The organism is Knoellia locipacati (assembly GCF_007992835.1).
In the GTDB taxonomy this organism is placed as follows: Bacteria; Actinomycetota; Actinomycetes; order Actinomycetales; family Dermatophilaceae; genus Knoellia; species Knoellia locipacati.
Genome location: NZ_BKBA01000008.1, coordinates 624,997 through 648,918 on the forward strand (window position 1 = coordinate 624,997; position 23,922 = coordinate 648,918).

Sequence of the window (23,922 nt, forward strand, 5' to 3'; positions counted from 1 at the left end):
CCTGTTGACTCCAGCGTCCAGGCGCCACGCAACGGTGGCGCGACGCTGCATTGCGAGAGGTGTGCCCGTGCTGGTGCTGCACACGACGTCCCCCGCCGAGACGGGTCTAGGCTGGAGTGCGATGACGACACCACAGACGACCTCCGACGAGACGACCGTCGACGTGGCCTCCGAGACCCCGGCCGAGCGCCAGGCGCGGTTCGAGGCCGAGGCCCTGCCGCTCCTCGACCAGCTGTACGCCGCGGCGCTGCGCACGACACGCAACCCCGCTGACGCCGAGGACCTGCTCCAGGAGACCTACGCCAAGGCGTTCGCGGCCTTCCACCAGTACCGCCCGGGCACCAACCTGCGCGCGTGGATGTACCGCATCCTCACCAACACCTACATCAACACCTACCGCAAGAAGCAGCGCGAGCCGCAGCAGTCCGACGCTGCCGACGTCGAGGACTACCAGCTCGTGCGTGCCGAGTCGCACACGAGCTCGGGCCTGAAGTCGGCCGAGGCGGAGGCGCTCGACCACCTGCCCGACTCCGAGATCAAGCGGGCCCTGCAGGACCTGCCCGAGGACTTCCGGATGGCGGTCTACCTCGCCGACGTCGAGGGGTTCGCCTACAAGGAGATCGCCGAGATCATGGGGACGCCCATCGGGACCGTGATGTCCCGGCTCCACCGCGGACGCCGCCAGCTCCGCGAGATGTTGACCGAGTATGCCGCCGAGCGCGGCTTCGGCAAGGAGGTCTCGTGATGAACGAGATGAACGAGGAAGGCACCACTGCCGCCGCCTCGGGCTCGCACGTCGAGTCCCACGCGGAGTGCTCCGAGGTCCTGCACCGGATCTACGAGTACCTCGACGGTGAGATGCAGCCGGCCGACGTGGCCCGGGTGGCCCAGCACCTCGAGGCCTGCGGGCCGTGCCTGAGCGAGCACGACCTCGACCGCGCGGTCAAGGCCGCGGTGCGCCGGTCGAGCTCGCACGAGCAGCCCTGCCCGGACTCGCTGCGCGTCCAGATCGTCCAGCGCATCTCGATGGTGCGGCTCGAGCTCGACGGCTGAGTCCCTGAACGGGCGCGACACGCCCGGCATGACGAAGGGACGACCACCAGATGGTGGTCGTCCCTTCGTCGTCTGCTGCGCAGTGCTCAGGCGTTGGGCTTGCGGCCGTGGTTGGCCTTGTTGCCCTTGCGCGAGCGGCGCTTGCGGGCGCGCTTGCTCATGGGAACTCCTCGAGATCGGGGGCGAAACGGTGACCGGGTGCCCTGGCTGGTGCCGAAGGCGCCGCAGATCACTTGTCCAATACATTGTCGCACACGTTGAAAGCATGGGAGACTGAGCCTGATTTCACTTCCGGCTTCCCTGGCCGGATCTTAGAAAGGTCACCTCATGCGCACTCTTCGCATCCTTGCCTCCGCCATCGCGCTCGCCGCCCTCGCATCAGTCGGCGCCAGCGCCGCCCAGGCCGAGGCAGCCCCCTCGCGTCCCATCATCCAGCTCGATGGCTGGCAGTGGTAGGCATCTGCCCCATCGGGTGATGCCGGAGTCATCGACTCCGTTTCTTGTGCGTTACGGCACGCCGATCTACATCGGCGTCACCGTTGTTCTTGCGGGGGGCCTCGCCGTGGTCTGCCACCATCTCTACGGGTGGCCCACGGCGTGGGGTGCGCTGGGTCTTCTGGCGTTCATCGGGGCTCTGACCTGGTGGCTGCCGTCGACCTCGAGTGACGGCCTGAGCCACTTCACCGCCGACAACGTCGTCGTCCTGGCCGCGATCCCCATCGTCGGTCCGGTCGGCGCCGGTGTCGTCGGGCTGGTCATGGCCGCCCTGACCCGTCGCCGGATCCCGGCGTACCGCAGGGCGTTCAACATGGCGATGGCGTCGTCGTCGGCCATGGTCGGGGGCCTCGCCTACGACATGGCCGGCGGCTCGTTCGCCGTGCAGGAGCTCCACGGTGCCGTGGCGCTGACCCTCCACGTCGGCCTGCCCATCGTCGTCGCCGACGCCGCGAACCTGCTCGCCAACGCCGTCCTCGTGGCCGGCGTCATCCGCCTGTCGGCGGGGGTGCCCCTGCGCCTCCAGCTCGCCGACATGCTCACGAGCTCGGGCATGACCCAGTTCGCCTACGGCATCGTGGCGTTCGTCGTCGTCATCATGTGGCTGCCCGGGGGGCTCGGCTGGGTGGCCGTCCTCATCGGGCTCGCACCGCTGGCCGGTGCTCGGTGGGCCCTGCTCCAGTACGGCGAGGAGCGCGAGGCCCGCGAGCGTGCCCTCGGTGCCCTCGTCGCCGCCATCGAGACCCGCGCCCCCGAGCTCGAGGGCCACAGTGCCCGCGTCTCGTCGATGGCCGGCGTCATGGCCCAGGAGCTCGGCCTGCGGCCCAAGGAGGTCGCCGACGTGCGCACCGCCGGGCTGCTCCACGACCTCGGCACGGTCGTGGTCGCGCCGGGTCAGGAGGGCCAGGACCACCGGCGCAGCGCGGTGCTGCGTGGTGCGGCCATGCTCCAGGACCTGCCCTTCCTCGCCGGCGCCTCCGCGGTCATGGAGCAGGTCGCGTATGCCGGGCCGGACGAGCACGCGCCCACCCTGGCCGCCGAGGTGGTGCGGGTCGCCGACGACTTCGACCTGCTGCTGCTCGGTGAGGGCGTGGGGGCGTCCGAGGCGATGGAGCGGCTGCGCGAGCGACCGACCTCTGCCGACGGTGAGCGGGTGCTCGCGGCGCTGGCGAGGGCCCTGCGCGCCCGTGACGAGGCCGCCGCCCCCGGAACCATGGTGACCACGTGACCCGTCGCCACCGCATCGAGTCGCTCGTCCTCCTGCTCGGCGCGGTGACGCTGTTGTGGTCGCTGTTCGACGCCGGTGACGACCTCGTCGCGACGGTCGGCCGGCAGCCCGGCATCCTCGGCGCCTTCCTCGTCGTCATCACCGTGGGCGAGCTCTTCCGGGTGGTCATGCCCTCCGGTCGCATCGCGGCCCCGGTCGCGACCGGCGCCGGCATCGCCCTGGCACTCCTCGGCCCGGTCTACGGCCTGGCCGAGTTCGACGTCGCCGCCGGTGTGGTGACCCTCGTCGTGGCGACCGCCCTCGGCCTCGCGCTGGTCCTGCGGACCCTCCTCGGCCGGCCGGCCCAGTGGTACCTCGTCGCGGCGCGCACGGTGGGGATCGCGATCACGGCGACCCTCATGCGGCTCGGCGACGGCGACGGCCGGGGCGTGTGGGTGTGGGAGCTCGCCGATCGCAGCCCCTGGGTCGTGGCGCTCGTCATGATGGCGGCGGCCGCCGCGGGGCTCTTCGCCGACCTCGTCCTCACCGGTCTCGTCCAGTCCGAGCGCTGGGAGCTCCCGGCCACGACCACGCTGCGCGACGAGCTCGGGGAGGCCCAGGCGCTGACCTTCGGTGTCCTCGCCGCCGGACCGCTCGTGGCCTTCCTCGCGCCCGTCATCGGTCTGCTGGCCCTCCCGCTCGGGCTGCTCCCGATGGTGCTCACCTATGTCGCGGTCCGGCGCTACGCCACCAACCGCGCGACCTACCGCCAGACGATCGCGGCGCTCTCGAGGCTCACCGAGGCCGCCGGGTACACCCCGGCCGGCCACGCGTCGAGGGTCGCCGAGCGGTCCGTGGCCATCGCCCGCTCGATGGGCCTGCACGCCGACCAGATCCAGGAGCTCGAGTACGCCGCGCTGCTCCACGACCTCGGGCAGGTCGGCCTGCGTTCGCCGATCCCTGACGGCGCCACCGTCCTGGCGGCGCCCGACGACCAGCGGCGCATCGCCTCCGAGGGGGCGCGCATCGTGCGACGCACCGAGGTCCTCGACGACGTGGCCGACCTCATGGAGCGCCAGACCACGCCCTTCCGCCACGTGCGGGAGTGGGGCGAGGAGGTCCCGCTGGCGAGCCGGATCATCAAGGTCGCCAACGCCTACGACGACTTCTCGCACGGCCGCACCGACGTCGTCTCGGTCGACGCGGCGCTGGAGCGCATCCACCTGGGGCTGGGCTACGAGTACGACCCCGAGGTCGTCGAGGCGCTCATCCGGACCAACCCGGTCCCCGGCCCTCGCTGACCCGGACTGCCGTGTCACGACCGAGGGCCCCGACGCCGTCGCGTCGGGGCCCTCGGTCGTGACGGTCGGGCGTCAGGCCTTCTTGGTCTCCTTGAAGATCGCGTCGATCTCGTCGATCTTCGCGAGGAGCTCGTCGGCCTTGGCCGCGTCCAGCTCACCCTTGGTGCCCGAGGCGCCGGCCAGCTTGGTGGCCTCGTTGATCAGGGTGTGCAGGTTCGGGAACTTCTCGAAGTGCGGCGGCTTGAAGTAGTCCGTCCACAGCACCCAGAGGTGCTCCTTGACGAGCTGCGAGCGCTGCTCCTTGATGAGGATCGCACGGGTGCGGAAGTCCGGGTCGTCGTTGTCGGCCACCTTGGCGATGATCGCCTTGATCGACTCCGCCTCGATGCGGGCCTGGGCGGGGTCGTAGACGCCGCAGGGCAGGTCGCAGTGGGCGCTGACATCGGTGACGCTGAACAGGGAGGGGAGGCGCATGAACGTCCCTTTCGTTGGGCGGATGGTCGGCCACGTTCCAACCTACAACCCGCGTGTCACGAACGAGCGGGCGTATGCCGTCCGTGCAGCCACCGGGGCCTCGGATGCAGCCGGGCGAGGACCACGGCGAGGACGTCGGCATCGCCCACGGAGCCGACGTCGAAGGACGTCACCCCTTCGCGCGGGTTGTCCGAGTCGAGCCACCAGCGGCTGGCGTCGTCGGGGTCGGGGCCGGTGACCCGTTTGACCGACAGGGGCCGCGGGTTGCCCTCGCGGTCGTCGGGGAGCCGGACCACGGCCACCTGTCCGGCCCGGACCCTGGCGCCCCACAGGGAGATCAGGAGGTCACCCTCGTGCAGGGTGGGCTGCATCGAGCGTCCGTCGACACGGAGCAATCGGGGCCGGGGGACAGGGGAGCCTCGCACGGCCCGATTGTGGCATTGCGCACGTGGCGAGGCACTGACGCGGGCTCCGGCCGCGTGCAAGGATGAGCGGGCGCGGCACACCTCCCGCCCCCCGCCGTCCCGCACCTGGGACGAGGCTCGACCCGCCGGCCTCAGGTCGGTCGTGGCACCTGTCTTCCTTTGGGAGTTCCTCATGTCTGCGTCCCCGTCGTACTCGAGCTTCGACTTCGAGGGTCCGGTGTTCCGCGCCCACGAGGGCGGCAAGCTCGGCGTACACGCCACGCAGCCGCTGCGGGACCGTGACGACCTCTCGCTGCTCTACACCCCCGGCGTCGCCGACGTCTGCCGGGCGATCGCCGAGGACCCCAGCCTGTCGGCGCGGTTCACCGCCCGTCGCAACACGGTGGCCGTCATCACCGACGGCACCGCGGTGCTCGGTCTCGGCGACATCGGCCCGCTCGCCGCCATGCCGGTCATGGAGGGCAAGGCGATCCTCTTCAAGCACTTCGGTGGGATCGACGCGGTGCCCGTGTGCATGGAGACGGGCAGCGTCGACGAGATCGTCGACGCGGTCGCCCGGATCGCGCCGTCCTACGGCGGCATCAACCTCGAGGACATCTCGGCGCCGCGCTGCTTCGAGATCGAGGCCCAGCTCAAGGAGCGCCTCGACATCCCGGTCTTCCACGACGACCAGCACGGCACCGCGATCGTCGTGCTCGCCGGCCTGCTCAACGCGGCCAGGGTCGTCGACCGCTCGCTCGCCGACCTGCGCGTGGTGGTTGCCGGTGCCGGCGCCGCCGGTGTCGCCGTGACCGGTCTGCTCCAGCGGGCCGGCGTGCGCGACGTCGTCGTCTGCGACTCCCGGGGCATCATCTCCCCGTCGAGGGCCGACCTCACCGGGCACAAGCACCGGATCGCGGCGTCGACCAACCCCCGCGGTCTCAGCGGCCAGCTGGCGACGGCCCTCGTCGACGCCGACGTCTACATCGGCGTCTCCGGCGGGACCGTGCCCGAGGCGGACGTCGCCCGGATGGCGCCGCGATCGATCATCTTCGCGCTCGCGAACCCCGACCCTGAGGTGCACCCCGACGTCGCCCACCGTCACGCGGCGGTCGTGGCCACGGGTCGCTCGGACTTCCCCAACCAGATCAACAACGTGCTCGCCTTCCCCGGGATCTTCCGGGGGGCCCTCGACTCCGGCGCGGCCCAGATCACCGAGGCGATGAAGATCGCGGCGGCCGAGGCCATCGCAGCGATGGTGCCCGAGCCGACGGCCGACGAGATCGTCCCCAGCGTCTTCGCGCCCGGGGTGGCCGAGACCGTGGCGGCCGCGGTCGCCCGCCTGGCCTGAGCCCGCTGGCCCGAGCTGCGCTGGCCCGAGGCCCGCTGGCCCGAGCTCAGCCGTCGACGGCGTCCGCGATGCTGCGGATGCCGTCGGCGGCGATGCCACAGCACCCACCGACGAGGGCGGCGCCCTGCTGCTGCCACGTCCGGACGGTGGAGGCCTCGAACCGCGACGAGCCCTCGTCGGTCCACGTCTTGGTGCGGGCGTCGTAGACGGCGCCCGCGTTCGGGTAGACGACGAAGGGCACGCGTGCCTGCGCCGAGACCAGCAGCTCCTCGACGTACTGCGGTGCGGTGCAGTTGACCCCGACGGCGACGGCCGCGCCACCGACGACGTCGGCGGCCTCGGAGAACGGCGCCCCACCGGTCACGCGGGCACCGCTGGTCGCCGAGAAGGTCACCCAGTAGGGCAGGTCGGGGGCGAGCTCACCGAGGAGCTCGACGACCACCTCGGCCTCGAGCAGCTCGGGGATCGTCTCGACGGCGATGAGGTCCGGGCCGGCCGACACGAGCGTCTCGAGGCGCCGGGCGTGGAAGTCGCGCAGCCGGGCCCTGTCGACGTCGGGGTAGCCGGTGTACTCGGAGCCGTCCGCGAGGTGCGCGCCCCAGGGCCCGACCGAGGCCGCCACGAGGGCGCGCTCGCCGGCGGCCTCGCGTGCCAGCCGGACCGAGGCGACGAGGTCCTCGTCGCACTGCTCGTCGTCCAGACCCGCGGCGCGGTAGCCCGCGTGGCTCGCCTGGTACGACGCCGTGATGACGACCTCGGCCCCGGCGTCGACGAAGCTGCGGTGGGCGGCGACGATCTCGGACGGCGCCTCGCGCAGGAGTCGGGCCGACCACAGCAGACCGGAGAGGTCGTGGCCACGCTCCTCGAGGGCGGTGGACAGGCCGCCGTCGAGGACGACGGTGCCGGCGGCGAGCTTCTCGGAGATGGTCATGGCCACATCGTCGCACCGCCGTCGAAGGCTGGTGGATAGGGTCGAACCCATGCTCGCCGCCTACGCCGTGTCACAGTCCGCAGACGACCCGCTGTCCGGTCTCGAGGTGGGGGAGCGCCCGGATCCCGAGCCGCGTGACGGCTGGACGGTCGTCGACCTCAAGACGTGCGCTCTCAACCACCACGACGTCTGGTCGCTGCGTGGCGTGGGACTGGCGGCCGACCGGCTGCCGATGGTCCTGGGGTGCGACGGCGCCGGTGTCGACGCGGACGGCAACGAGGTGCTCGTCCACGCCGTGATCCCGTCCGACGGCTGGCAGGGTGACGAGACCCTCGACCCGCGCCGCACCCTGCTCTCGGAGCTGCACGACGGGACGCTCGCCACCAAGGTCGCCGTCCCGCGGGCCAACCTCGTCCCCAAGCCGGCCGAGCTCAGCTGGGAGCAGGCCGCCTGCCTCCCCACGGCGTGGCTCACGGCATACCGGATGCTCTTCACCAACGCGGGAGTCCAGCCCGGAGGCACGGTCCTCGTCCAGGGCGCGGCCGGCGGCGTCGCGACGGCACTCGTCCAGCTCGGCTCCGCGGCAGGCCTGCGGGTCTGGGTGACGAGCCGCGACGAGGCCAAGGGCGAGCAGGCCGTCGCCCTCGGTGCCGACCGCGCGTTCGCGTCGGGGGAGCGCCTGCCCGACCGCGTCGATGCCGTCATGGAGACCGTCGGCGCCGCGACGTGGTCGCACTCGGTCAACTCGCTGCGCCCGGGCGGCACCATCGTCATCTCGGGCGCGACGTCGGGCGACGCCCCCGCCAAGGCCGAGCTCACCAAGATCTTCTTCAAGCAGCTGCGGGTCGTCGGCTCGACGATGGGGACGCGCGACGAGCTCCAGCGGCTCGCGTCGTTCGTCGCGGCGAGCGGCATCGAGCCGCTCATCGACTCGGTCGTGCCGCTGGCGGACGCCCGGGAGGGCTTCGCGAGGATGGTGCAGGGTCAGGTGACCGGCAAGGTCGTCTTCACGACCTGACCCGCGAGCGGGTCGCGCTCAGATCTGGAGCCACTCGTTCCAGCCGTTGTGCAGCACGAGCCACGCGATGAGGCCGTAGCCCGCCTGCCCGGGGTGGTGCCCATCGCGGCTCGCGGCGAGCTCGGAGCGCCACTGGTCGTGGCCGAGCAGCGGGCGGAAGCAGTCGACGAAGGGCACCGAGCGGCGCGAGCACACGTCGGCCTGCGCCTCGACGAGCACCGCGAGCTTGTCGTTGAAGGCGGCGTCGCTGCTCGGCGGCGGGCTCACGACGAACGCCGAGACGCCGTTGCTCGCCGCCTCGTCGAGGATGTTGGCGAGGTTGAGGCGGTGGCGGGCCAGGGTCACGCCGGCGGCGATGTCGTTGGCGCCGACCGACACGACGAGCCGGCGCTCACCGCGGTCCTTCCAGCGCGGCGGGCACTCGGTGTGCCAGCGCGCGAGGACGTCACCGCTCGTCTGTCCGCGGACCCCGAGGTTGTATGCCGTGAGCTCGAGGTCGGGGTGCGACGTGCGTCCGACGACCCGCGTGACCCAGCCCTGGCCCTTGGGGTCGCCGACGCCGGCGACCATCGAGGCGCCCATGAAGACGATGGCGACGTCGCGGGGGCCCTCCGCGGGGACGGCGAAAGCGGCGCTCGGGCGGAACTCGAGGTCCGAGCCGTCGTGCTCGTCCTGGCCCGCGGGGCCGCCGGGAAGGGTGTGGTCGTTGCTCATCGGTCAGTCGTCCTCGTCGTCGAGCCGGGCCAGCCAGGTGGCGAGCCGCTCGACGGGGGTCTCGAAGTCGGGGTTGAGGTCCACGAAGGTGCGCAGCTGTTCGGCGAGCCAGGCGAGGGTGACCTCTTCGTCCCCCCGACGCGACTCGAGCTCCTCGATCCCTCGGTCGGTGAAGTACACGTCGAAACCCTAACGCGCAGGAGCGGCCCCGTCGGTGAGGACGGGGCCGCTGCGGGCGTGCTGTGTCAGTCGGTCAGCGGTTGAAGGCTGCCGCGACGAGCTCGGCCTGCTCTGCCTGGTGCTTCTTGGTCGATCCCGTGGCGGGCGAGGCCGAGGCCTTGCGCGAGATGACGCGCAGCGGACGCTGCACCCCGATCTCGGCGAGTGCGCCGGGGAGGTTGAGCGCGAGGAAGGGCCACGCGCCCTGGTTCTGCGGCTCGTCCTGGACGACGACGAGCTCGGCGTCCGGGTACTTGGCCAGCTCGGTGGCGAGCTCCTGGGTCGGGAGCGGGTAGTACTGCTCCAGCCGCAGGATGGCGGTGTTGGTGTCACCGCGCTTGGTGCGCTCGGCCTCGAGCTCGTGGACCGCCTTGCCGGCGGCGAGGAGCACGCGGTCGACGGTGCCGCTCGTCGCGCCCTCACGGTCGGGCAGGACCGGACGGAACGAGCCGGTCGTGAAGTCCTCGGGCATGCTCGACGCGGCCTTGAGCCGGAGCATCGACTTCGGGGTGAAGACGATGAGCGGGCGACGCGGACGGGCGTAGGCCTGGCGGCGCAGGAGGTGGAAGTACGACGCCGGCGTCGACGGGTAGGCGACGGTCATGTTGTCCTCGGCGCACATCTGGAGGAAGCGCTCGATGCGGGCGGACGAGTGGTCCGGCCCCTGTCCCTCGTAGCCGTGGGGGAGCAGCAGGACGACCGACGAGCGCTGGCCCCACTTCTGCTCCGAGCTGCTGATGAACTCGTCGATGATCGTCTGGGCGCCGTTGAAGAAGTCGCCGAACTGCGCCTCCCACAGCACGAGCGCGTCGGGCCGCTCGACCGAGTAGCCGTACTCGAAGCCCATCGCCGCGAACTCCGAGAGCAGCGAGTCGTAGACCCAGAACCGGCCCTGGCCCTCACCGAGGTAGAGCAGCGGTGTCCACTCGAGGGCGGTGGTCTTGTCGATGAGCACGGCGTGGCGCTGCACGAAGGTGCCGCGGCGGCTGTCCTGACCGGCGAGACGGACCGGGGTCCCGTCCTTGAGCAGCGAGCCGAAGGCGAGGAGCTCGCCGGTGGCCCAGTCGATGCCGCCCTGGCTGATGCTCGCGACCCGCTTCTCGAGCATCTGCTGGAGCTTGGGGTGCACGGTGAAGCCCTGCGGCGGGTTGGCGAAGACCTCGCCGATCGCCTTGAGCTCCTCGGGCGAGATCGCCGTCTCCGTGGCGGAGCCAGTCGTCGCGTCGGTGGTCTGGGCCGTGGGCGGCTCGAGACCGGTGTGACCCTCGACGTCGGTACCGGTGTAGTTGTCGTCGGCGGCGCGCGCGGCCTCGGCGTCGTTGGCCTTGAGGGCCTCCTTGGTCTCGACGAAGACCCGCTCGAGCTGCTGCTGGTAGTCGCGCAGCGCGGCCTCGGCGTCCTCGACCGTGATGTCACCACGGCCGATGAGCGACTCGGTGTAGAGCTTGCGGACGCTGCGCTTGGCCTCGATGAGGTTGTACATGAGCGGCTGCGTCATCGAGGGGTCGTCGCCCTCGTTGTGCCCGCGGCGGCGGTAGCAGACCATGTCGATGACGACGTCCTTGGCGAACTCCTTGCGGAACTCGTAGGCGAGCTCGGCGACGCGCACGCACGCCTCGGGGTCGTCACCGTTGACGTGGAAGATCGGCGCCTGGATCATCCGGGCGACGTCGGTGGAGTACGTCGAGGAGCGCGACGAGCTCGGCGAGGTCGTGAAGCCGACCTGGTTGTTGATGACGACGTGCACGGTGCCGCCGGTGCGGTAGCCGCGCAGCTGCGAGAGGTTGAGCGTCTCGGCGACGACACCCTGACCGGCGAACGCCGCGTCTCCGTGGAGGAGGACCGGCAGGACGGTGAAGTCCTCGCCGGCGAGGTCGAGCCGGTCCTGCTTGGCGCGCACGATGCCCTCGAGCACCGGGTTGACCGCCTCGAGGTGCGAGGGGTTGGCCGCGAGGTAGACCTTGGTCGTCGCGCCGCCCTCGGCGGTGAAGGTGCCCTCGGTGCCGAGGTGGTACTTGACGTCACCGGAGCCCTGGACGGACTTGGGGTCCTGCTTGCCCTCGAACTCACGGAAGATCTGGCCGTAGGACTTGCCCGCGATGTTGGCGAGCACGTTGAGGCGGCCGCGGTGCGGCATACCGATGCAGACCTCGTCGAGGTCGTCCTCGGCGGCCCGCGAGAGGACGCGGTCGAGCAGGGCGATGACCGACTCGCCGCCCTCGAGCGAGAAGCGCTTCTGGCCGACGAACTTGGTCTGCAGGAACGTCTCGAACGCCTCGGCGGCGTTGAGCTTGCGCAGGATGCGGAGCTGCTCCTCGCGGGTCGTCTTGGCGTAGCCGACCTCGATCTTGGACTGGATCCACTCGCGCTGCTCGGGGTCCTGGATGTGCATGTACTCGACACCGATGCTGCGGCAGTAGCTGTCACGCAGGATGCCGAGGATCTTGCGGAGCTTGAGGAACGGCTCGCCGCCGAAGCCACCCGTGGCGAAGAACCGGTCGAGGTCCCACAGCGTCAGGCCGTGGCTCGTGACGTCGAGGTCCTGGTGGCGACGCTGCTTGTACTCGAGCGGGTCGGTGTCGGCCATGAGGTGGCCGCGCACGCGGTAGGCGTGGATGAGCTCCTGCACGCGCGACACCTTGTTGATGTCGTCGTCGTGCGAGGCCGAGATGTCCTGGACCCAGCGCACCGGCTCGTAGGGGATCCGCAGGCTCTCGAAGATCTCGTCGTAGAAGCCGTTGGCGCCGAGGAGGAGCTGGTGGATGACGCGGAGGAACTCACCGGACTGCGCACCCTGGATGATGCGGTGGTCGTAGGTGCTCGTCAGCGTGAGGATCTTGGAGACGGCGTTGCGGTTGAGCGTCTCGTCGCTCGCACCCTGCCACTCGGCCGGGTAGTCCATCGCGCCGACACCGACGATCGCGCCCTGGCCGGCCATGAGGCGGGGGACCGAGTGCACGGTGCCGATGCCGCCGGGGTTGGTCAGCGAGATCGAGGTGCCCTGGAAGTCCTCAACCGTGAGCTTGCCGCCGCGGGCCTTCTTGACCATCTCCTCGTATGCCGTCCAGAAGTGCGCGAAGTCCATCGTCTCCGCGGCCTTGATCGAGGGGACGAGGAGCTGGCGGCTGCCGTCGGGCTTCTCGAGGTCGATGGCGAGCCCGAAGTTCACGTGGGCCGGGGTGATGAGGACGGGCTTGCCCTTGTCGTCGGTGCTGTAGCCGGCGTTCATGGCGGGCATCGCGCCGAGCGCCTTGACGACGGCGAAGCCGATGAGGTGGGTGAAGCTCACCTTGCCGCCGCGCGAGCGGGCGAGGTGGTTGTTGATGACGATCCGGTTGTCGACGAGGAGCTTGGCCGGGACGGCGCGCACCGAGGTGGCGGTCGGAACCGAGAGCGAGGCCTCCATGTTGGTGACCACGCGGGCGCTGGCGCCACGGATGGGGGAGGTCTCGGGGGCGTTGACGGCGCCCTCGCTCTTGGTCGGGGCGGCGTCACGCGGCTTGGGCGCCTCGGCCGGCTTGTCGGAGGTGGGGGCCTCGCTCTTGGGGGCGGCAGCCTTGGGGGCCTCGCTCGCGGGGGCGGCAGCCTTGGGGGCCTCCGCCTTGGGGGCCTCGCCCTTGGGAGTCGCCTTCGGCGCCTGCGTCGCGGGTGCCTCGTTCGTGACGGGCTCGGCCTTCGGGGCCGGCGCCGTGGCGGCGGTCGGTGCCGGCGCGCTCGCGCCGTTGCCCTTGCCCGACTGGCCGGTGGCCGGGTCGTAGTCCGCGAAGAACTCCCACCACGCCTTGTCGACCGAGTTCTTGTCCTTCTTGTACTGCTCGAAGAGCTCGTCCACCAGCCACTCGTTGGGTCCGAATGCGGTCAGGGGGTCGCTCGAAGCGGGCTGGTCAGGCACGGCGTATACGCCTCTTTCTGCGTGTCGACATCGACGTTCACGTGTCTGGTCAGCCTATCTCTCCGGCGCCACGGCGCGAGCGTGGGTCCAGCGTCGCGCCGGGCTCGCCGTCGTCGGTCCCGCCACGACGCGGACGAGCCGGTATGCCGTGGGGCTCGCCCACGGCATACCGGCCCCTGTCGTTCCTGACCCCACCGCGGGGGAGGCCGGCCCCTGAACCCGGCCCCCGCTCCCGCGGTGGGGAGGTCCTAGGAGATGTCCTGACGGACGGTGCGCCACGTCCCGACGGCGCTGAGGACGGCGGCGTAGGCGGCGAGGACGAGGGCTGCGGCCCACCAGCTGAGCGGCTGGGCGGCGTTGCTGCCGCCCTGGGTCACGCCCTCGACGATGGCGTTGGTCGCCTGGCTGGGCAGGAAGTGGACGATGTGGTCACGACCGAACTCCCAGAAGCCGAGGGCGAACCCGGCCAGCGGCTCGATGATCCACGCGACACCCACCGCGATGAGGAGTGCGGCGACCTGGTTCGGGATGAGGATGCCGACGCCGAGACCGATGAGCGCCCACAGCCCGAGGACGAGGAGGCTGAGCGCCAGGGCGCGCAGCACCTCAGGGCCGGGGAACGGGTCGGCACCGCGGGCCTGGAGCACGATCGCGCCGGCGACGACCGAGCCGACGAGCGAGATGAGGCCGTAGATCGCACCGATCCCGAGGAGGGCGACGACCTTGGCGAGCATGACGCGGACCCGGCGAGGCGTGCTGAGGAAGGTGCTCGACACCGTCTTGTGGCGGTACTCGGAGCCGATCTGCATGATCCCGATGACGAGCGTCAGGGTGTAGCCGATCGTCAGCCCGGCGGTGTAGACGCTGTTGGCGACCTGGAGCGGCGTGCCGACGACCTGCTGGCCGCGCGCGACGGCCTCGGGGTCCGGCTCGAGCGTGAGGACGATGCCGAGGATGACGGCGAAGAGCGCGCCACCGAAGAACATCGCGATGGCCAGCCCCCACCACAGGCGGGTGGTGAAGAACTTGAGGAACTCGGACCTGATGGAGTTGACCATCATGCGTTCGCTCCTTCCTGGCCGGTGACGGCATCGCGTTCGGTCGGGGCCGGTGGCGCGGACGAGCCGTCGCCGAGGTTGCGGTTGGTGCCCTCGGTGAGCTCGAAGAAGAGCGCCTCGAGGTCGTGCTTGCGGGCGCGCAGCTCCCAGACGGGCAGACCGGCGCGCAGCGCCACGTCGCCGACGAGGCGCAGGTCGGCCGTCTCGACGACGAGCTCACCGTCGCTGCCGGGCGAGCTCATGACGTCGGCGACCCGGAGCGCACCGGCAAGCTGGGCGGGGTCCGAGGTGCGCACGAACGTCGTCGGGGCACCACGCAGGTCGGACACGGCGCCCTCGCGGACGAGGCGCCCGTTGGAGATGATGACGACGTCGTCGACGGTCTGCTCGACCTCCTGCAGCTGGTGGCTCGAGACGAGGATCGTCTTGCCCTGGCTGCTGAGGTGGCGCAGGAAGCCGCGCAGCCAGCGGATGCCCTCGGGGTCGAGGCCGTTGGAGGGCTCGTCGAGGATGAGCACGCGGGGGTCGCCGAGCAGGGCCGCGGCCAGGCCGAGGCGCTGGCGCATGCCCATGGAGTACTCACCTGCGCGCTTGCGCGCAGCAGCCGGTATGCCGGTGAGCTCGAGGAGCTCGTCGACCCGGCTCACGGGCAGGCCACCGGCGGCGGCGAGGACCCTGAGGTGGTCGCGGCCGCTGCGGCCGGGGTGGAAGTTCGTGGCCTCGAGGGCCGAGCCGACCATCGACTGGGGGTGGTCGATGTCGCCGTAGGCGCGCCCGTCGATCGTCGCCGTCCCGGAGGTCTGGTGGACGAGCCCGAGCAGCATGCGCAGGGTCGTCGTCTTGCCGGCGCCGTTGGGACCGAGGAAGCCGGTGATCCGGCCGGGCTCGACGGTGAAGGTCAGCTGGTCGACGGCGGTGAAGGAGCCGAAGGTCTTGGTGAGGTCGCGCACCTCGATGGTCGCGCCCTGGGCGGCCGGGGCCGTGGTCATCGAGATCCACCCCCCGTGGTCTGGTGTGATGCCATGCCCCGAGTCTGTCAGCCTCCCCCGACGTGGGGGTCAACCGCGTGGTGGAGGAGGCGTCCGCCCAGAGGATGATTCGTGGACGGGGAGTCGGCGGCGTGCCCGTCGCGCGGGGCCTTCCCTAGGATGGCTCCACTATGACCGAGTGGTTACTCGTCCTCGCCGGCATCGCGCTGACGCTGGGGACCGCCCTGTTCGTCGCTGCCGAGTTCGCTCTCGTGGCCCTGGACCGTCCCTCGGTCGAGAAGGCCGTCGAGCGCGGTGACACCCGGGCGCGCTCCGTGCTCTCGTCGCTGCGTGCCCTCTCGACCCAGCTGTCCGCCTCGCAGGTGGGGATCACGCTCACCACCCTCGTGCTGGGCTTCCTCGCGAACCCGTCGATCGGGGCGCTGCTGCGCGGCCCCCTCGAGTCGGCCGGCCTGGGGGAGCCGCTCGCGGCCCGGGTCGCCTCGGTCCTCGCCATGGTCATCGCGACCGTCTTCTCGATGATCGTCGGCGAGATGGTCCCCAAGACGCTGGCGATCTCGACGCCCCTCGCGACGGCCAAGGTCGTCGCCGCCCCGGTGCGGTGGTTCGCCCTGGCGTTCCGGCCGATGATCGTCGTGCTCAACGGGGCCGCCAACTCCGCGCTGCGGGCGATGGGGGTCGAGCCCCAGGAGGAGCTGTCCGCCGCGCGCAGCCCGGCCGAGCTCGCCTCGCTCGTGCGCACCTCGGCCGAGGCCGGCACCCTCGCCCACGGCACGGCCCGCCTCGTCACCGCCTCGCTGGGCTTCGGCACCCAGACGGCCGCCGACGTCATGACCCCGCGCTCGCGGGCCACCGCGATCGACCGGTCCGCGTCGGCGCGCGAGTGCGTCGAGCTCGCGCGGCAGACCGGCCACTCGCGCTTCCCGGTCATCGACGACGACTGGGACGACGTCGACGGCGTCGTCCACGTCAAGAAGGCCATCGCGGTGCCGCACGAGCGACGCGACGACGTCCCCGTGTCGGCGCTCATGACCCCGCCGCTCGTCGTCCCCGAGACGATCCGTCTCGACCCGCTCCTCATCCACCTGCGCGACAGCGGCCAGCAGTTCGCCATCGTCGTCGACGAGTACGGCGGCACCTCCGGTGTCGTCACCCTCGAGGACCTCGTCGAGGAGATCGTCGGCGAGGTGTCCGACGAGCACGACCGCAGCCAGACGACCGGACGTCAGCAGGCCGACGGAGCCTGGACCGTCCCCGGTCTCTGGAGGCCCGACGAGGTCAAGAGGCGCACCGGCATCGACATCCCCGAGGGGCCGGCATACGAGACCGTCGCGGGCTTCGTCATGTCCGAGCTCGGACGGGTCCCGGCGGTCGGTGAGGTCGTCGAGCTCCCCGGCTGGCGGATCACCGTCGTCGACATGGAGGGCCGGCGGGTGGACCGCCTGCGGTTCTCGCCCGTGCCCGTCGAGGGTGAGGTCCCCGCGGACCACCGCGACGAGGACGAGGGGGCACCCGCATGAGCGCCGGAACCATCCTCGTCACCATCGCCCTGCTCCTCGCCAACGCGTTCTTCGTCGGCGCGGAGTTCGCCGCGATGTCGGCCCGCCGCAGCCAGCTCGAGCCGCTGGCGGAGGAGGGCAGCAAGGGAGCCCGGGCCGCTCTGGACGCCATGTCGCGCACCGGCATCCTGCTCGCGACCGCCCAGCTCGGCATCACGGTCTGCTCGGTGCTGCTCGGTGCCGTGTCGGAGTCGGCGCTCCACCACGCCCTCCTCGGGCCGGTCGAGGCCCTGGGCGCGCCCGAGGCCCTCGCCGACGTGCTCGCCCTCGTGCTCGCGCTGCTCGTGGTCGTCTTCCTCCACGTCGTCATCGGCGAGATGATCCCCAAGAACATCTCGATCGCGACCCCGGAGCGGGCGGCGATCGCCCTCGTGCCGGCGCTCGTCATGGTGTCGCGGGTCGTCAAGCCGGTCATCGCCGCCATGGACTGGGTGTCCAAGCTCGTCGTGCGCGCGCTCGGCGTGGACCCCAAGGACGAGCTCGCCTCGGCGTTCACCGCGGAGGAGGTCGCCCAGATCGTCTCCGAGTCCCACAAGGAGGGGCTCGTCGAGTCCGAGCAGTACGGCCTCCTCGGCGCCGCCCTCGAGTTCAGCGACAAGGACGCCCGCGACGTCGGCGTGCCGCTCGACGAGCTCGTCACGGTCGGCCTCGAGACCACGCCCGACGAGATCGAGCGCCTCGTCGCCCGGCACGGCTTCTCCCGCTACCCGGTCGCCGGTCGTGACGGGACGCTCACGGGCTACCTGCACCTCAAGGACGTGCTCTTCGCCGGCGAGGACGAGCGGCTTGAGCCGGTGCCGGCCAAGCGGATCCGCCGGATGGCCAACGTGCGCCGCGACGACGAGGTCGAGTCCGTCCTGGCGACGATGCAGCGCACGGGGTCGCACCTGGCGCGGGTCGTCGCCGACGACGGCGAGGTGATCGGTGTCGTCTTCCTCGAGGACGTCATCGAGGAGCTCGTCGGAGAGGTCACGGACTCGAGCCAGCGCGGCTGAGCGGGTGCCCCCGTCGGCGCTCTCACTCCGTTCGAGCGCCTGTTGCTTCTGCCCGCGGCACGCGAAAGGCCGGTGAATGGACGCTCTCGCGTCATTCACCGGCCTTTTCGGGTGCCCCCGGCAGGATTCGAACCTGCGCTCCCGCCTCCGGAGGGCGGTGCTCTATCCCCTGAGCTACGGGGGCTCAACGTGTCCGAATCATGGAGAACCGGAGCGTTTCGGGACCGTGAGGGAGGGTAGCAGCCTAGAGTTCCATCCATGGAATCAGGGCAGATTGCGGTGGCGGTGACGCCGCGACCCCTGGTCCTCGTGTGCGACGACATCGAGTCGATCCGAGACATCATCCGGATCAACCTCGAGCTCGAGGGTTTCGACGTCCTCGAGGCCGTCGACGGCCACGAGGCGATGAGCCACCTCATCGACCCGTCGGCCCGGGTTCCCGACGTCATCCTGCTCGACGCCCAGACGCCGAGGCGCGACGGCTGGTGGGCCATCGCCGCCATCCGCTCGCACCCGCGCCTCGTCCACGTCCCCACGGTGCTCGTCACCGCCTCGACGACCGCCCACGACAGGAGCGAGGCGGCGCTGGCCGGCTTCGACGCCTTCGTCGCCAAACCCTTCGACCCCCTCGACCTCGTCGACGTCGTCTCACGCCTCGCGGCCGACGGCCGGCCCCCTGCACCCGGCCAATAGACTTCGGGGGTGACTCCCGAAGAACTCTCGTCCGCGATCCGAGCTGCCCTGCTCGAGGCCACTGCCGCCGGTGACTTCACCGCCGACATCCCCGCAGAGGTGCGGGTGGAGCGACCCAGGAACCGTGACCACGGTGACTGGTCGACCAACATCGCCCTCCAGCTCGCGAAGCCGGCGGGTGTCGCGCCGCGCGACCTCGCGACCGGGCTCGCGGCCCGCCTCACGGCCATCGACGGCATCGCCGCGGTCGACGTCGCCGGACCCGGGTTCCTCAACATCAGCCTCGACGCGGCCAGTGCAGGAGAGCTCGCGCGAAGCATCGTCGAGAGCGGGACGGCATACGGGCACAACGACTCCGAGGCCGGGCACACCATCAACCTCGAGTTCATCTCGGCCAACCCCACGGGGCCGCTGCACATCGGTCACACGCGGTGGGCGGCGCTCGGTGACTCGATGCGCCGGCTCCTCACGGCCTCCGGCGCCGACGTCACGGCCGAGTACTACATCAACGACGCCGGTGCGCAGATGGACAAGTTCGCGCTGAGCGTCCTGGCCGCCGCCAAGGGTGAGCCGACCCCCGAGGGCGGCTACCCCGGCGCCTACATCGGCGAGCTCGCGGCAGCCGTCGTCGAGCAGCGTCCCGACGTCCTCGAGCTGCCCGTGGACGAGGCCGTCGCCGTCGCCCGGCCGCTGGCCTACGAGGCGCAGCTCGCCGAGATCCGCCAGACGCTCGAGCGCTTCGGTGTCTTCTTCGACGTCTGGTTCTCCGAGAACGCGCTGCACGACGGTGGCGCCGTCGAGCAGGCCGTCGCGCGGCTGCGCGAGCAGGGCCACGTCTACGACAAGGACGGTGCCGTGTGGCTGCGCACCACCGACTTCACCGACGACAAGGACCGGGTGCTCATCCGGGCCGACGGCGTCCCCACCTACTTCGCCGCCGACGCCGCCTACTACCTGAGCAAGAAGGACCGCGGCTTCACCGAGAAGATCTACCTCCTCGGGGCCGACCACCACGGCTACATCGGCCGGCTCAAGGCGATCGCGTCGGCCGCCGGTGACGACGCCGACGTCAACATCGACGTGCGCATCGGGCAGCTGGTCAACCTCAACGGCGCCAAGCTGTCGAAGCGGGCCGGCAACATCATCGAGCTCAACGACCTGCTCAACTGGATCGGCAGCGACGCGGTCCGCTACTCGCTGGCGCGCTACCCGGCGGACAGCCCGCTGAGCCTGGACGGCGAGGAGCTGCGCAAGCAGACCAACGACAACCCGGTCTTCTACGTCCAGTACGCCCACGCCCGCACCGCCAACGTGGCGCGGCTCGCGGGCGAGGACGGCGTGCGTCGCGAGGACGGGTTCGATCCCTCGCTGCTCGCCGACCCGACCGAGGCGACGCTGCTCGCGACGCTCGGCGACTTCCCGCGGGTCGTCGCCCAGGCGGCACACCTGCGCGAGCCGCACCGCGTCGCCCGCTACCTCGAGGACCTCGCCGGGCGCTACCACAAGTGGTACGACACCTGCCGGGTCCGGCCGATGAACGCCGACGAGGAGGTCACCGACCTCCACCGCACCCGCCTCTGGCTCAACGACGCCACGCGGCAGGTGCTCGCCAACGGACTCGACCTGCTCGGCGTCAGCGCGCCCGAGCGCATGTGAGGGACTGACCGATGCGTTCGCACGAGGCCGGTGCACTCCACGCCGAGGGCTACGGCGGGCCGCCGATGTACCTGCCCTACCCGGACGACGTCATGGCGCTGCTGCCGCAGCTCTGGCCGGAGTCGGTGTCGCGGGACGACGAGGGACGCCTCAGGGTCGCCGGCGTCGACGTGGTGAGCATTGCCCGCGACTTCGGCACCGCGGCATACGTCGTCGACGAAGGTGACTTCCGCGCGCGGGCGCGGGCGTTCCGCGACGAGTTCGCGGCGCCGTTCGCGGGCGTCTGCGGTGGGGCCGACGTCTACTACGCCGGCAAGGCCTTCCTGTGCACGTCGGTGGCGAGATGGGTGGCGGAGGAGGGACTTTCGCTCGACGTCTGCAGCGGTGGCGAGCTCGCCGTGGCACAGCGAGCGGGCTTCCCCGCCGAGCGGATCGGCTTCCACGGCAACAACAAGTCGCTCGACGAGATCCGGGCCGCGCTCGACTACGGCGTCGGCCGGATCGTCGTGGACTCGTTCGTCGAGATCGAGCGGGTCGCGGAGCTGGCGGCCGAGCTCGGGGTCGTCGCCCCCGTGATGATCCGGGTGACGGTCGGCGTCGAGGCGCACACCCACGAGTTCATCGCCACCGGGCACGAGGACCAGAAGTTCGGCTTCAGCCTCGTCGGTGGCCAGGCCCTCGCTGCGGCCAGGGCGGTCCTCGCCCACGACAGCCTCGACCTGCGCGGTCTGCACTCGCACATCGGCAGCCAGATCTTCGACACCGGCGGCTTCGAGATGAGCGCCCGCCGCCTCATCGGTCTGCACGCCCTCATCGCCGACGAGCTGGGGCACCACTGCCCCGAGATGGACCTCGGCGGCGGCTTCGGCATGGCCTACACGTCGCAGCACACGCCGATGTCGCCGGCTGAGCTCGGCGAGCAGCTCGCGGACATCGTCCGTCGCGAGTTCAAGACGATCGGCGACGGCGACCTCGCACGCGTCCCCCGGGTGTCGATCGAGCCGGGCCGCGCCATCGTCGGCCCGTCGACGTTCACGCTCTACGAGGTCGGCACCGTCAAGCAGGTCGCGCTGGGCGACCAGCACTCGCGCGCCTACGTGTCGGTCGACGGCGGCATGAGCGACAACGTGCGCCCGGCGCTCTACGAGGCGGACTACTCGTGCACGCTGGCCAACCGCAGCTCCGAGGCCGCCCCGATGCTCGCGCGCGTCGTCGGCAAGCACTGCGAGAGCGGCGACATCGTGGTGCAGGACGAGTGGCTTCCGGCCGACACCGGGCCCGGGGACCTCATCGCCGTTCCGGGGACCGGCGCCTACTGCCGGGCCCTGTCGAGCCAGTACAACCACACCCCCCGACCTCCGGTGCTCGCGGTCCGAGACGGCAAGGCACGGGTCATCGTGCGCCGTGAGACCATCGACGACCTGCTCGCACTCGACGTCGGGGACCTGTGATGTCGAACCCCACGCCTGTTGAGGAGAACCCCACCGAGATGGCCGACTCCACCGGCTCCGACGCGCCCACCCTCAAGGTCGCGCTCCTGGGCTGCGGCGTCGTGGGCTCCTCCGTCGCCACGATGCTCGTCACCAACGGCGACGACCTCGCAGCCCGCGTCGGCGCCCGCCTCGAGCTCATCGGGATCGCGGTCCGACGGCCTGACCGACCGCGCCCGGACGTGCCGGTCGACCCGGCCCTGTTCACCGCCGATGCCGACACCCTCGTGCGCAGCGCCGACATCGTCATCGAGGTCATCGGCGGCATCGACCCCGCCCGGGAGCTCATCCTCACGGCGATGCAGCACGGCGCCTCGGTCGTCACGGCCAACAAGGCGCTGCTCGCCGAGGACGGACCGACCCTGTATGCCGCGGCGGCCGAGCACGGTGTCGACCTCTACTACGAGGCGGCCGTGGCCGGTGCCATCCCGATCGTCCGTCCCATGCGCGAGTCGCTCGTCGGCGACGACGTCGTGCGTGTGCTCGGCATCGTCAACGGAACGACGAACTTCGTCCTCGACAAGATGGACTCCACCGGCGCCGGCTTCGCCGAGACGGTCGAGCAGGCCCAGGCGCTCGGCTACGCCGAGGCCGACCCCACCGCCGACGTCGAGGGCTTCGACGCGGCGGCCAAGGCGGCGATCCTCGCGTCGCTGGCCTTCCACACCCGCGTCGCCAGTGCCGACGTGCACCGCGAGGGCATCACCGAGGTCACCGCCGCCGACGTCCAGGCGGCGCGCGACATGGACGCGGTGGTCAAGCTGCTGGCGATCTGCGAGCTCCAGCGCGACGAGTCCGGTGTCCCGAACGGCGTCACCGTGCGGGTGCACCCGGCGATGATCCCTCGCAGCCACCCGCTCGCCTCGGTGCGCGACGCCTACAACGCCGTCTTCGTCGAGGCGTCCGCCGCCGGCGAGCTCATGTTCTACGGCAGGGGCGCCGGTGGCGACCCCACCTCGTCGGCCGTCCTCGGTGACGTCGTCGCGGTGGCGCGCCACCGCCTCGCCGGTGGCCACGGCCCGGTCGAGTCGGCCTATGCCGACCTGCCCGTCGTGCCGATGGGTCATGCGTCGACGAGGTACCACATCAGCCTCGCCGTGGCCGATCGTCCCGGTGTCCTGGCACAGGTCGCGTCCGCGTTCGCCGACCACGACGTGTCGATCGAGACCGTGCGCCAGCGGGTGCTCGGCGAGGGCGACGACTCACGGGCCTCGCTCGTCATCGTGACCCACCGCGCGCCCGACTCCGCCCTGGCCGCAACCGTCGAGGCGCTCGCGGGCCTCGAGACCGTCGACGAGGTCGTCTCGTGGATGCGCGTGGAAGGAGCCTGAGATGGCACACCAGTGGCGCGGAGTGATCCGTGAGTATGCCGACCGCCTGCCGATGCTGGCCGGCGCACCTGTCGTGACCCTGCACGAGGGCGGGACGCCGCTCATCACGGCCGAGCACCTGTCGGAGCTCGTCGGTGCCCACGTGCTCGTGAAGTACGAAGGCCTCAACCCGACCGGGTCCTTCAAGGACCGGGGGATGACCGCCGCGATCTCGCACGCCAAGGGTCGCGGCGCCAAGGCCGTCATCTGTGCGAGCACCGGCAACACGAGCGCGAGCGCCGCGGCATACGCGACCAAGGCCGGCATGACGTGCGCGGTGCTCGTGCCCGAGGGCAAGATCGCGATGGGCAAGCTCAGCCAGGCGATCGCCCACGGCGCGACGCTCATCCAGGTCGACGGCAACTTCGACAACTGCCTCACCGTCGCCCGCAAGCTCGCCGAGGTCCACCCGGTCGAGCTCGTGAACTCGGTGAACCCCGCCCGCATCGAGGGACAGAAGACGGCGGCCTTCGAGGTCGTCGACGCGCTGGGCGACGCCCCGGACATCCACGTCCTCCCCGTCGGCAACGCCGGCAACATCACCGCCTACTGGCGCGGCTACACCGAGTACGCCACCGACGCCGAGGGTCTGCCCGCCGTCGCGACCCGGACCCCGCAGATGTGGGGCTTCCAGGCCGCGGGCGCCGCGCCGATCGTGCTCGGCCACCCCGTGGACGACCCCGAGACGATCGCCACGGCGATCCGCATCGGCAACCCGGCCTCGTGGCGCCAGGCCGAGCAGGCCCGCGACGAGTCCGGCGGGCGGATCGAGTCGGTCACCGACGAGCAGATCCTCGCCGCCCACCGCCTGCTCTCCTCGACCGAGGGCATCTTCGTCGAGCCGGGTTCGGCCGCGAGCATCGCCGGTCTCATGCAGGCGAGCGAGCGCGGGGAGGTGCCCCCGGACTCCACCATCGTCTGCACGGTCACCGGTCACGGTCTCAAGGACCCGCAGTGGGCCCTGCGCACCGCCGACGGGTCGGACATCGAGCCGGTCCGCGTCAGCGCCGAGGCCCGGGCCGTCGCCGAGGTCCTCGGCTTCGAGGGCTGAGG

23 protein-coding genes and 1 tRNA gene are annotated in these 23,922 nt (G+C 71.3%); 14 read left to right on the forward strand and 10 right to left on the reverse strand.

Features of this window, described 5'->3' with window-relative positions:
- Positions 1–121: 121 nt before the first annotated feature.
- Together KLO01_RS11265 and rsrA are read left to right on the forward strand one after the other, a co-directional pair.
- Positions 122–745, forward strand: coding sequence for a sigma-70 family RNA polymerase sigma factor (locus KLO01_RS11265; protein WP_147065066.1), 624 nt, complete (start codon positions 122–124; stop codon positions 743–745).
- Positions 745–1,053, forward strand: a complete 309-nt coding sequence (rsrA, locus tag KLO01_RS11270) for a mycothiol system anti-sigma-R factor (RefSeq protein WP_147065067.1) — start codon at positions 745–747, stop codon at positions 1,051–1,053. The genes KLO01_RS11265 and rsrA overlap by 1 nt, the downstream gene beginning before the upstream one ends.
- A gap of 86 nt (positions 1,054–1,139) precedes the next feature.
- On the opposite strand, the gene KLO01_RS17585 is transcribed toward rsrA, so the two are convergent.
- Positions 1,140–1,214, reverse strand: coding sequence for a 50S ribosomal protein bL37 (locus KLO01_RS17585; RefSeq protein WP_009775747.1), 75 nt, complete (start codon positions 1,212–1,214; stop codon positions 1,140–1,142).
- 166 nt (positions 1,215–1,380) lie between these two features.
- Between KLO01_RS17585 and KLO01_RS17505 the strand changes: the two genes are divergently transcribed.
- From KLO01_RS17505 to KLO01_RS11280, 3 genes are read left to right on the forward strand one after another with little or no spacing between them, the layout of a single operon-like run.
- On the forward strand, positions 1,381–1,509 hold the full coding sequence (locus KLO01_RS17505) for a hypothetical protein (protein WP_275938377.1): 129 nt from the start codon (positions 1,381–1,383) through the stop codon (positions 1,507–1,509).
- Positions 1,510–1,555: 46 nt separating this feature from the next.
- Entirely contained in the window at positions 1,556–2,776 is a 1,221-nt protein-coding gene (locus tag KLO01_RS11275) for an HD domain-containing protein (protein WP_186828011.1), read from the forward strand.
- The gene (locus KLO01_RS11280) at positions 2,773–4,056 is read left to right on the forward strand and encodes an HD-GYP domain-containing protein (RefSeq protein ID WP_147065071.1); all 1,284 of its coding nucleotides are present in this window, start codon (positions 2,773–2,775) and stop codon (positions 4,054–4,056) included. The genes KLO01_RS11275 and KLO01_RS11280 overlap by 4 nt, the downstream gene beginning before the upstream one ends.
- 72 nt (positions 4,057–4,128) lie before the next feature.
- Here the strand turns inward: KLO01_RS11280 and sodN are convergent, their stop codons facing one another.
- Positions 4,129–4,530, reverse strand: coding sequence for a superoxide dismutase, Ni (gene sodN, locus KLO01_RS11285; RefSeq protein WP_147065073.1), 402 nt, complete (start codon positions 4,528–4,530; stop codon positions 4,129–4,131).
- Between the two features lie 56 nt (positions 4,531–4,586).
- Entirely contained in the window at positions 4,587–5,129 is a 543-nt protein-coding gene (locus KLO01_RS17510) for a S24/S26 family peptidase (RefSeq protein WP_147065075.1), read from the reverse strand.
- Between KLO01_RS17510 and KLO01_RS11295 the strand changes: the two genes are divergently transcribed.
- Positions 5,128–6,285, forward strand: a complete 1,158-nt coding sequence (locus tag KLO01_RS11295) for an NAD(P)-dependent malic enzyme (RefSeq protein ID WP_147065078.1) — start codon at positions 5,128–5,130, stop codon at positions 6,283–6,285. The genes KLO01_RS17510 and KLO01_RS11295 overlap by 2 nt on opposite strands.
- Before the next feature lie 46 nt (positions 6,286–6,331).
- On the opposite strand, the gene mmuM is transcribed toward KLO01_RS11295, so the two are convergent.
- On the reverse strand, positions 6,332–7,216 hold the full coding sequence (mmuM, locus tag KLO01_RS11300) for a homocysteine S-methyltransferase (RefSeq protein WP_147065080.1): 885 nt from the start codon (positions 7,214–7,216) through the stop codon (positions 6,332–6,334).
- Between the two features lie 49 nt (positions 7,217–7,265).
- Here mmuM and KLO01_RS11305 point away from each other — a divergent pair, with 49 nt between their 5' ends.
- On the forward strand, positions 7,266–8,234 hold the full coding sequence (locus KLO01_RS11305) for a zinc-binding dehydrogenase (protein ID WP_147065082.1): 969 nt from the start codon (positions 7,266–7,268) through the stop codon (positions 8,232–8,234).
- Positions 8,235–8,252: 18 nt separating this feature from the next.
- Here the strand turns inward: KLO01_RS11305 and KLO01_RS11310 are convergent, their stop codons facing one another.
- From KLO01_RS11310 to KLO01_RS11325, 5 genes are all read right to left on the reverse strand, one after another.
- Positions 8,253–8,948 carry a GDSL-type esterase/lipase family protein gene (locus KLO01_RS11310; protein ID WP_147065084.1) on the reverse strand — a complete coding sequence of 232 codons (696 nt, stop codon included), beginning with the start codon at positions 8,946–8,948 and terminating at the stop codon, positions 8,253–8,255.
- A gap of 3 nt (positions 8,949–8,951) precedes the next feature.
- Complete coding sequence (locus KLO01_RS17190; protein ID WP_186828012.1) at positions 8,952–9,128, reverse strand: DUF6104 family protein; 177 nt, start codon at positions 9,126–9,128, stop codon at positions 8,952–8,954.
- Positions 9,129–9,201: 73 nt separating this feature from the next.
- The gene (locus KLO01_RS11315; RefSeq protein WP_147065086.1) at positions 9,202–13,059 is read right to left on the reverse strand and encodes a multifunctional oxoglutarate decarboxylase/oxoglutarate dehydrogenase thiamine pyrophosphate-binding subunit/dihydrolipoyllysine-residue succinyltransferase subunit; all 3,858 of its coding nucleotides are present in this window, start codon (positions 13,057–13,059) and stop codon (positions 9,202–9,204) included.
- Positions 13,060–13,307: 248 nt separating this feature from the next.
- On the reverse strand, positions 13,308–14,120 hold the full coding sequence (locus tag KLO01_RS11320; RefSeq protein ID WP_246136158.1) for an ABC-2 transporter permease family protein: 813 nt from the start codon (positions 14,118–14,120) through the stop codon (positions 13,308–13,310).
- The gene (locus KLO01_RS11325; protein WP_147065088.1) at positions 14,117–15,106 is read right to left on the reverse strand and encodes an ABC transporter ATP-binding protein; all 990 of its coding nucleotides are present in this window, start codon (positions 15,104–15,106) and stop codon (positions 14,117–14,119) included. Before KLO01_RS11325 ends, KLO01_RS11320 begins: the two co-directional genes overlap by 4 nt.
- A 170-nt stretch (positions 15,107–15,276) precedes the next feature.
- Between KLO01_RS11325 and KLO01_RS11330 the strand changes: the two genes are divergently transcribed.
- Entirely contained in the window at positions 15,277–16,626 is a 1,350-nt protein-coding gene (locus KLO01_RS11330) for a hemolysin family protein (RefSeq protein ID WP_147065090.1), read from the forward strand.
- Positions 16,623–17,660, forward strand: coding sequence for a hemolysin family protein (locus tag KLO01_RS11335; protein WP_147065092.1), 1,038 nt, complete (start codon positions 16,623–16,625; stop codon positions 17,658–17,660). Before KLO01_RS11330 ends, KLO01_RS11335 begins: the two co-directional genes overlap by 4 nt.
- Before the next feature lie 112 nt (positions 17,661–17,772).
- On the opposite strand, the gene KLO01_RS11340 is transcribed toward KLO01_RS11335, so the two are convergent.
- Positions 17,773–17,844 (reverse strand) — tRNA-Arg (locus KLO01_RS11340).
- 74 nt (positions 17,845–17,918) lie between these two features.
- Between KLO01_RS11340 and KLO01_RS11345 the strand changes: the two genes are divergently transcribed.
- The 5 genes from KLO01_RS11345 to thrC are packed head-to-tail and all read left to right on the forward strand — an operon-like array spanning position 17,919 to position 23,920.
- A complete protein-coding gene (locus KLO01_RS11345; RefSeq protein ID WP_246136159.1) occupies positions 17,919–18,353 on the forward strand; it encodes a response regulator in 435 nt (144 codons plus the stop codon).
- A gap of 9 nt (positions 18,354–18,362) precedes the next feature.
- Positions 18,363–20,009, forward strand: a complete 1,647-nt coding sequence (gene argS / locus KLO01_RS11350; RefSeq protein ID WP_147065094.1) for an arginine--tRNA ligase — start codon at positions 18,363–18,365, stop codon at positions 20,007–20,009.
- A gap of 11 nt (positions 20,010–20,020) precedes the next feature.
- Positions 20,021–21,460: a diaminopimelate decarboxylase gene (gene lysA, locus KLO01_RS11355; protein WP_147065096.1), complete on the forward strand. Its 1,440-nt coding sequence runs from the start codon at positions 20,021–20,023 to the stop codon at positions 21,458–21,460.
- Positions 21,461–21,498: 38 nt separating this feature from the next.
- Positions 21,499–22,830, forward strand: a complete 1,332-nt coding sequence (locus tag KLO01_RS11360) for a homoserine dehydrogenase (RefSeq protein ID WP_147065098.1) — start codon at positions 21,499–21,501, stop codon at positions 22,828–22,830.
- 1 nt (position 22,831) lies between these two features.
- Positions 22,832–23,920, forward strand: a complete 1,089-nt coding sequence (gene thrC, locus KLO01_RS11365) for a threonine synthase (protein WP_147065100.1) — start codon at positions 22,832–22,834, stop codon at positions 23,918–23,920.
- Positions 23,921–23,922: the final 2 nt, after the last annotated feature.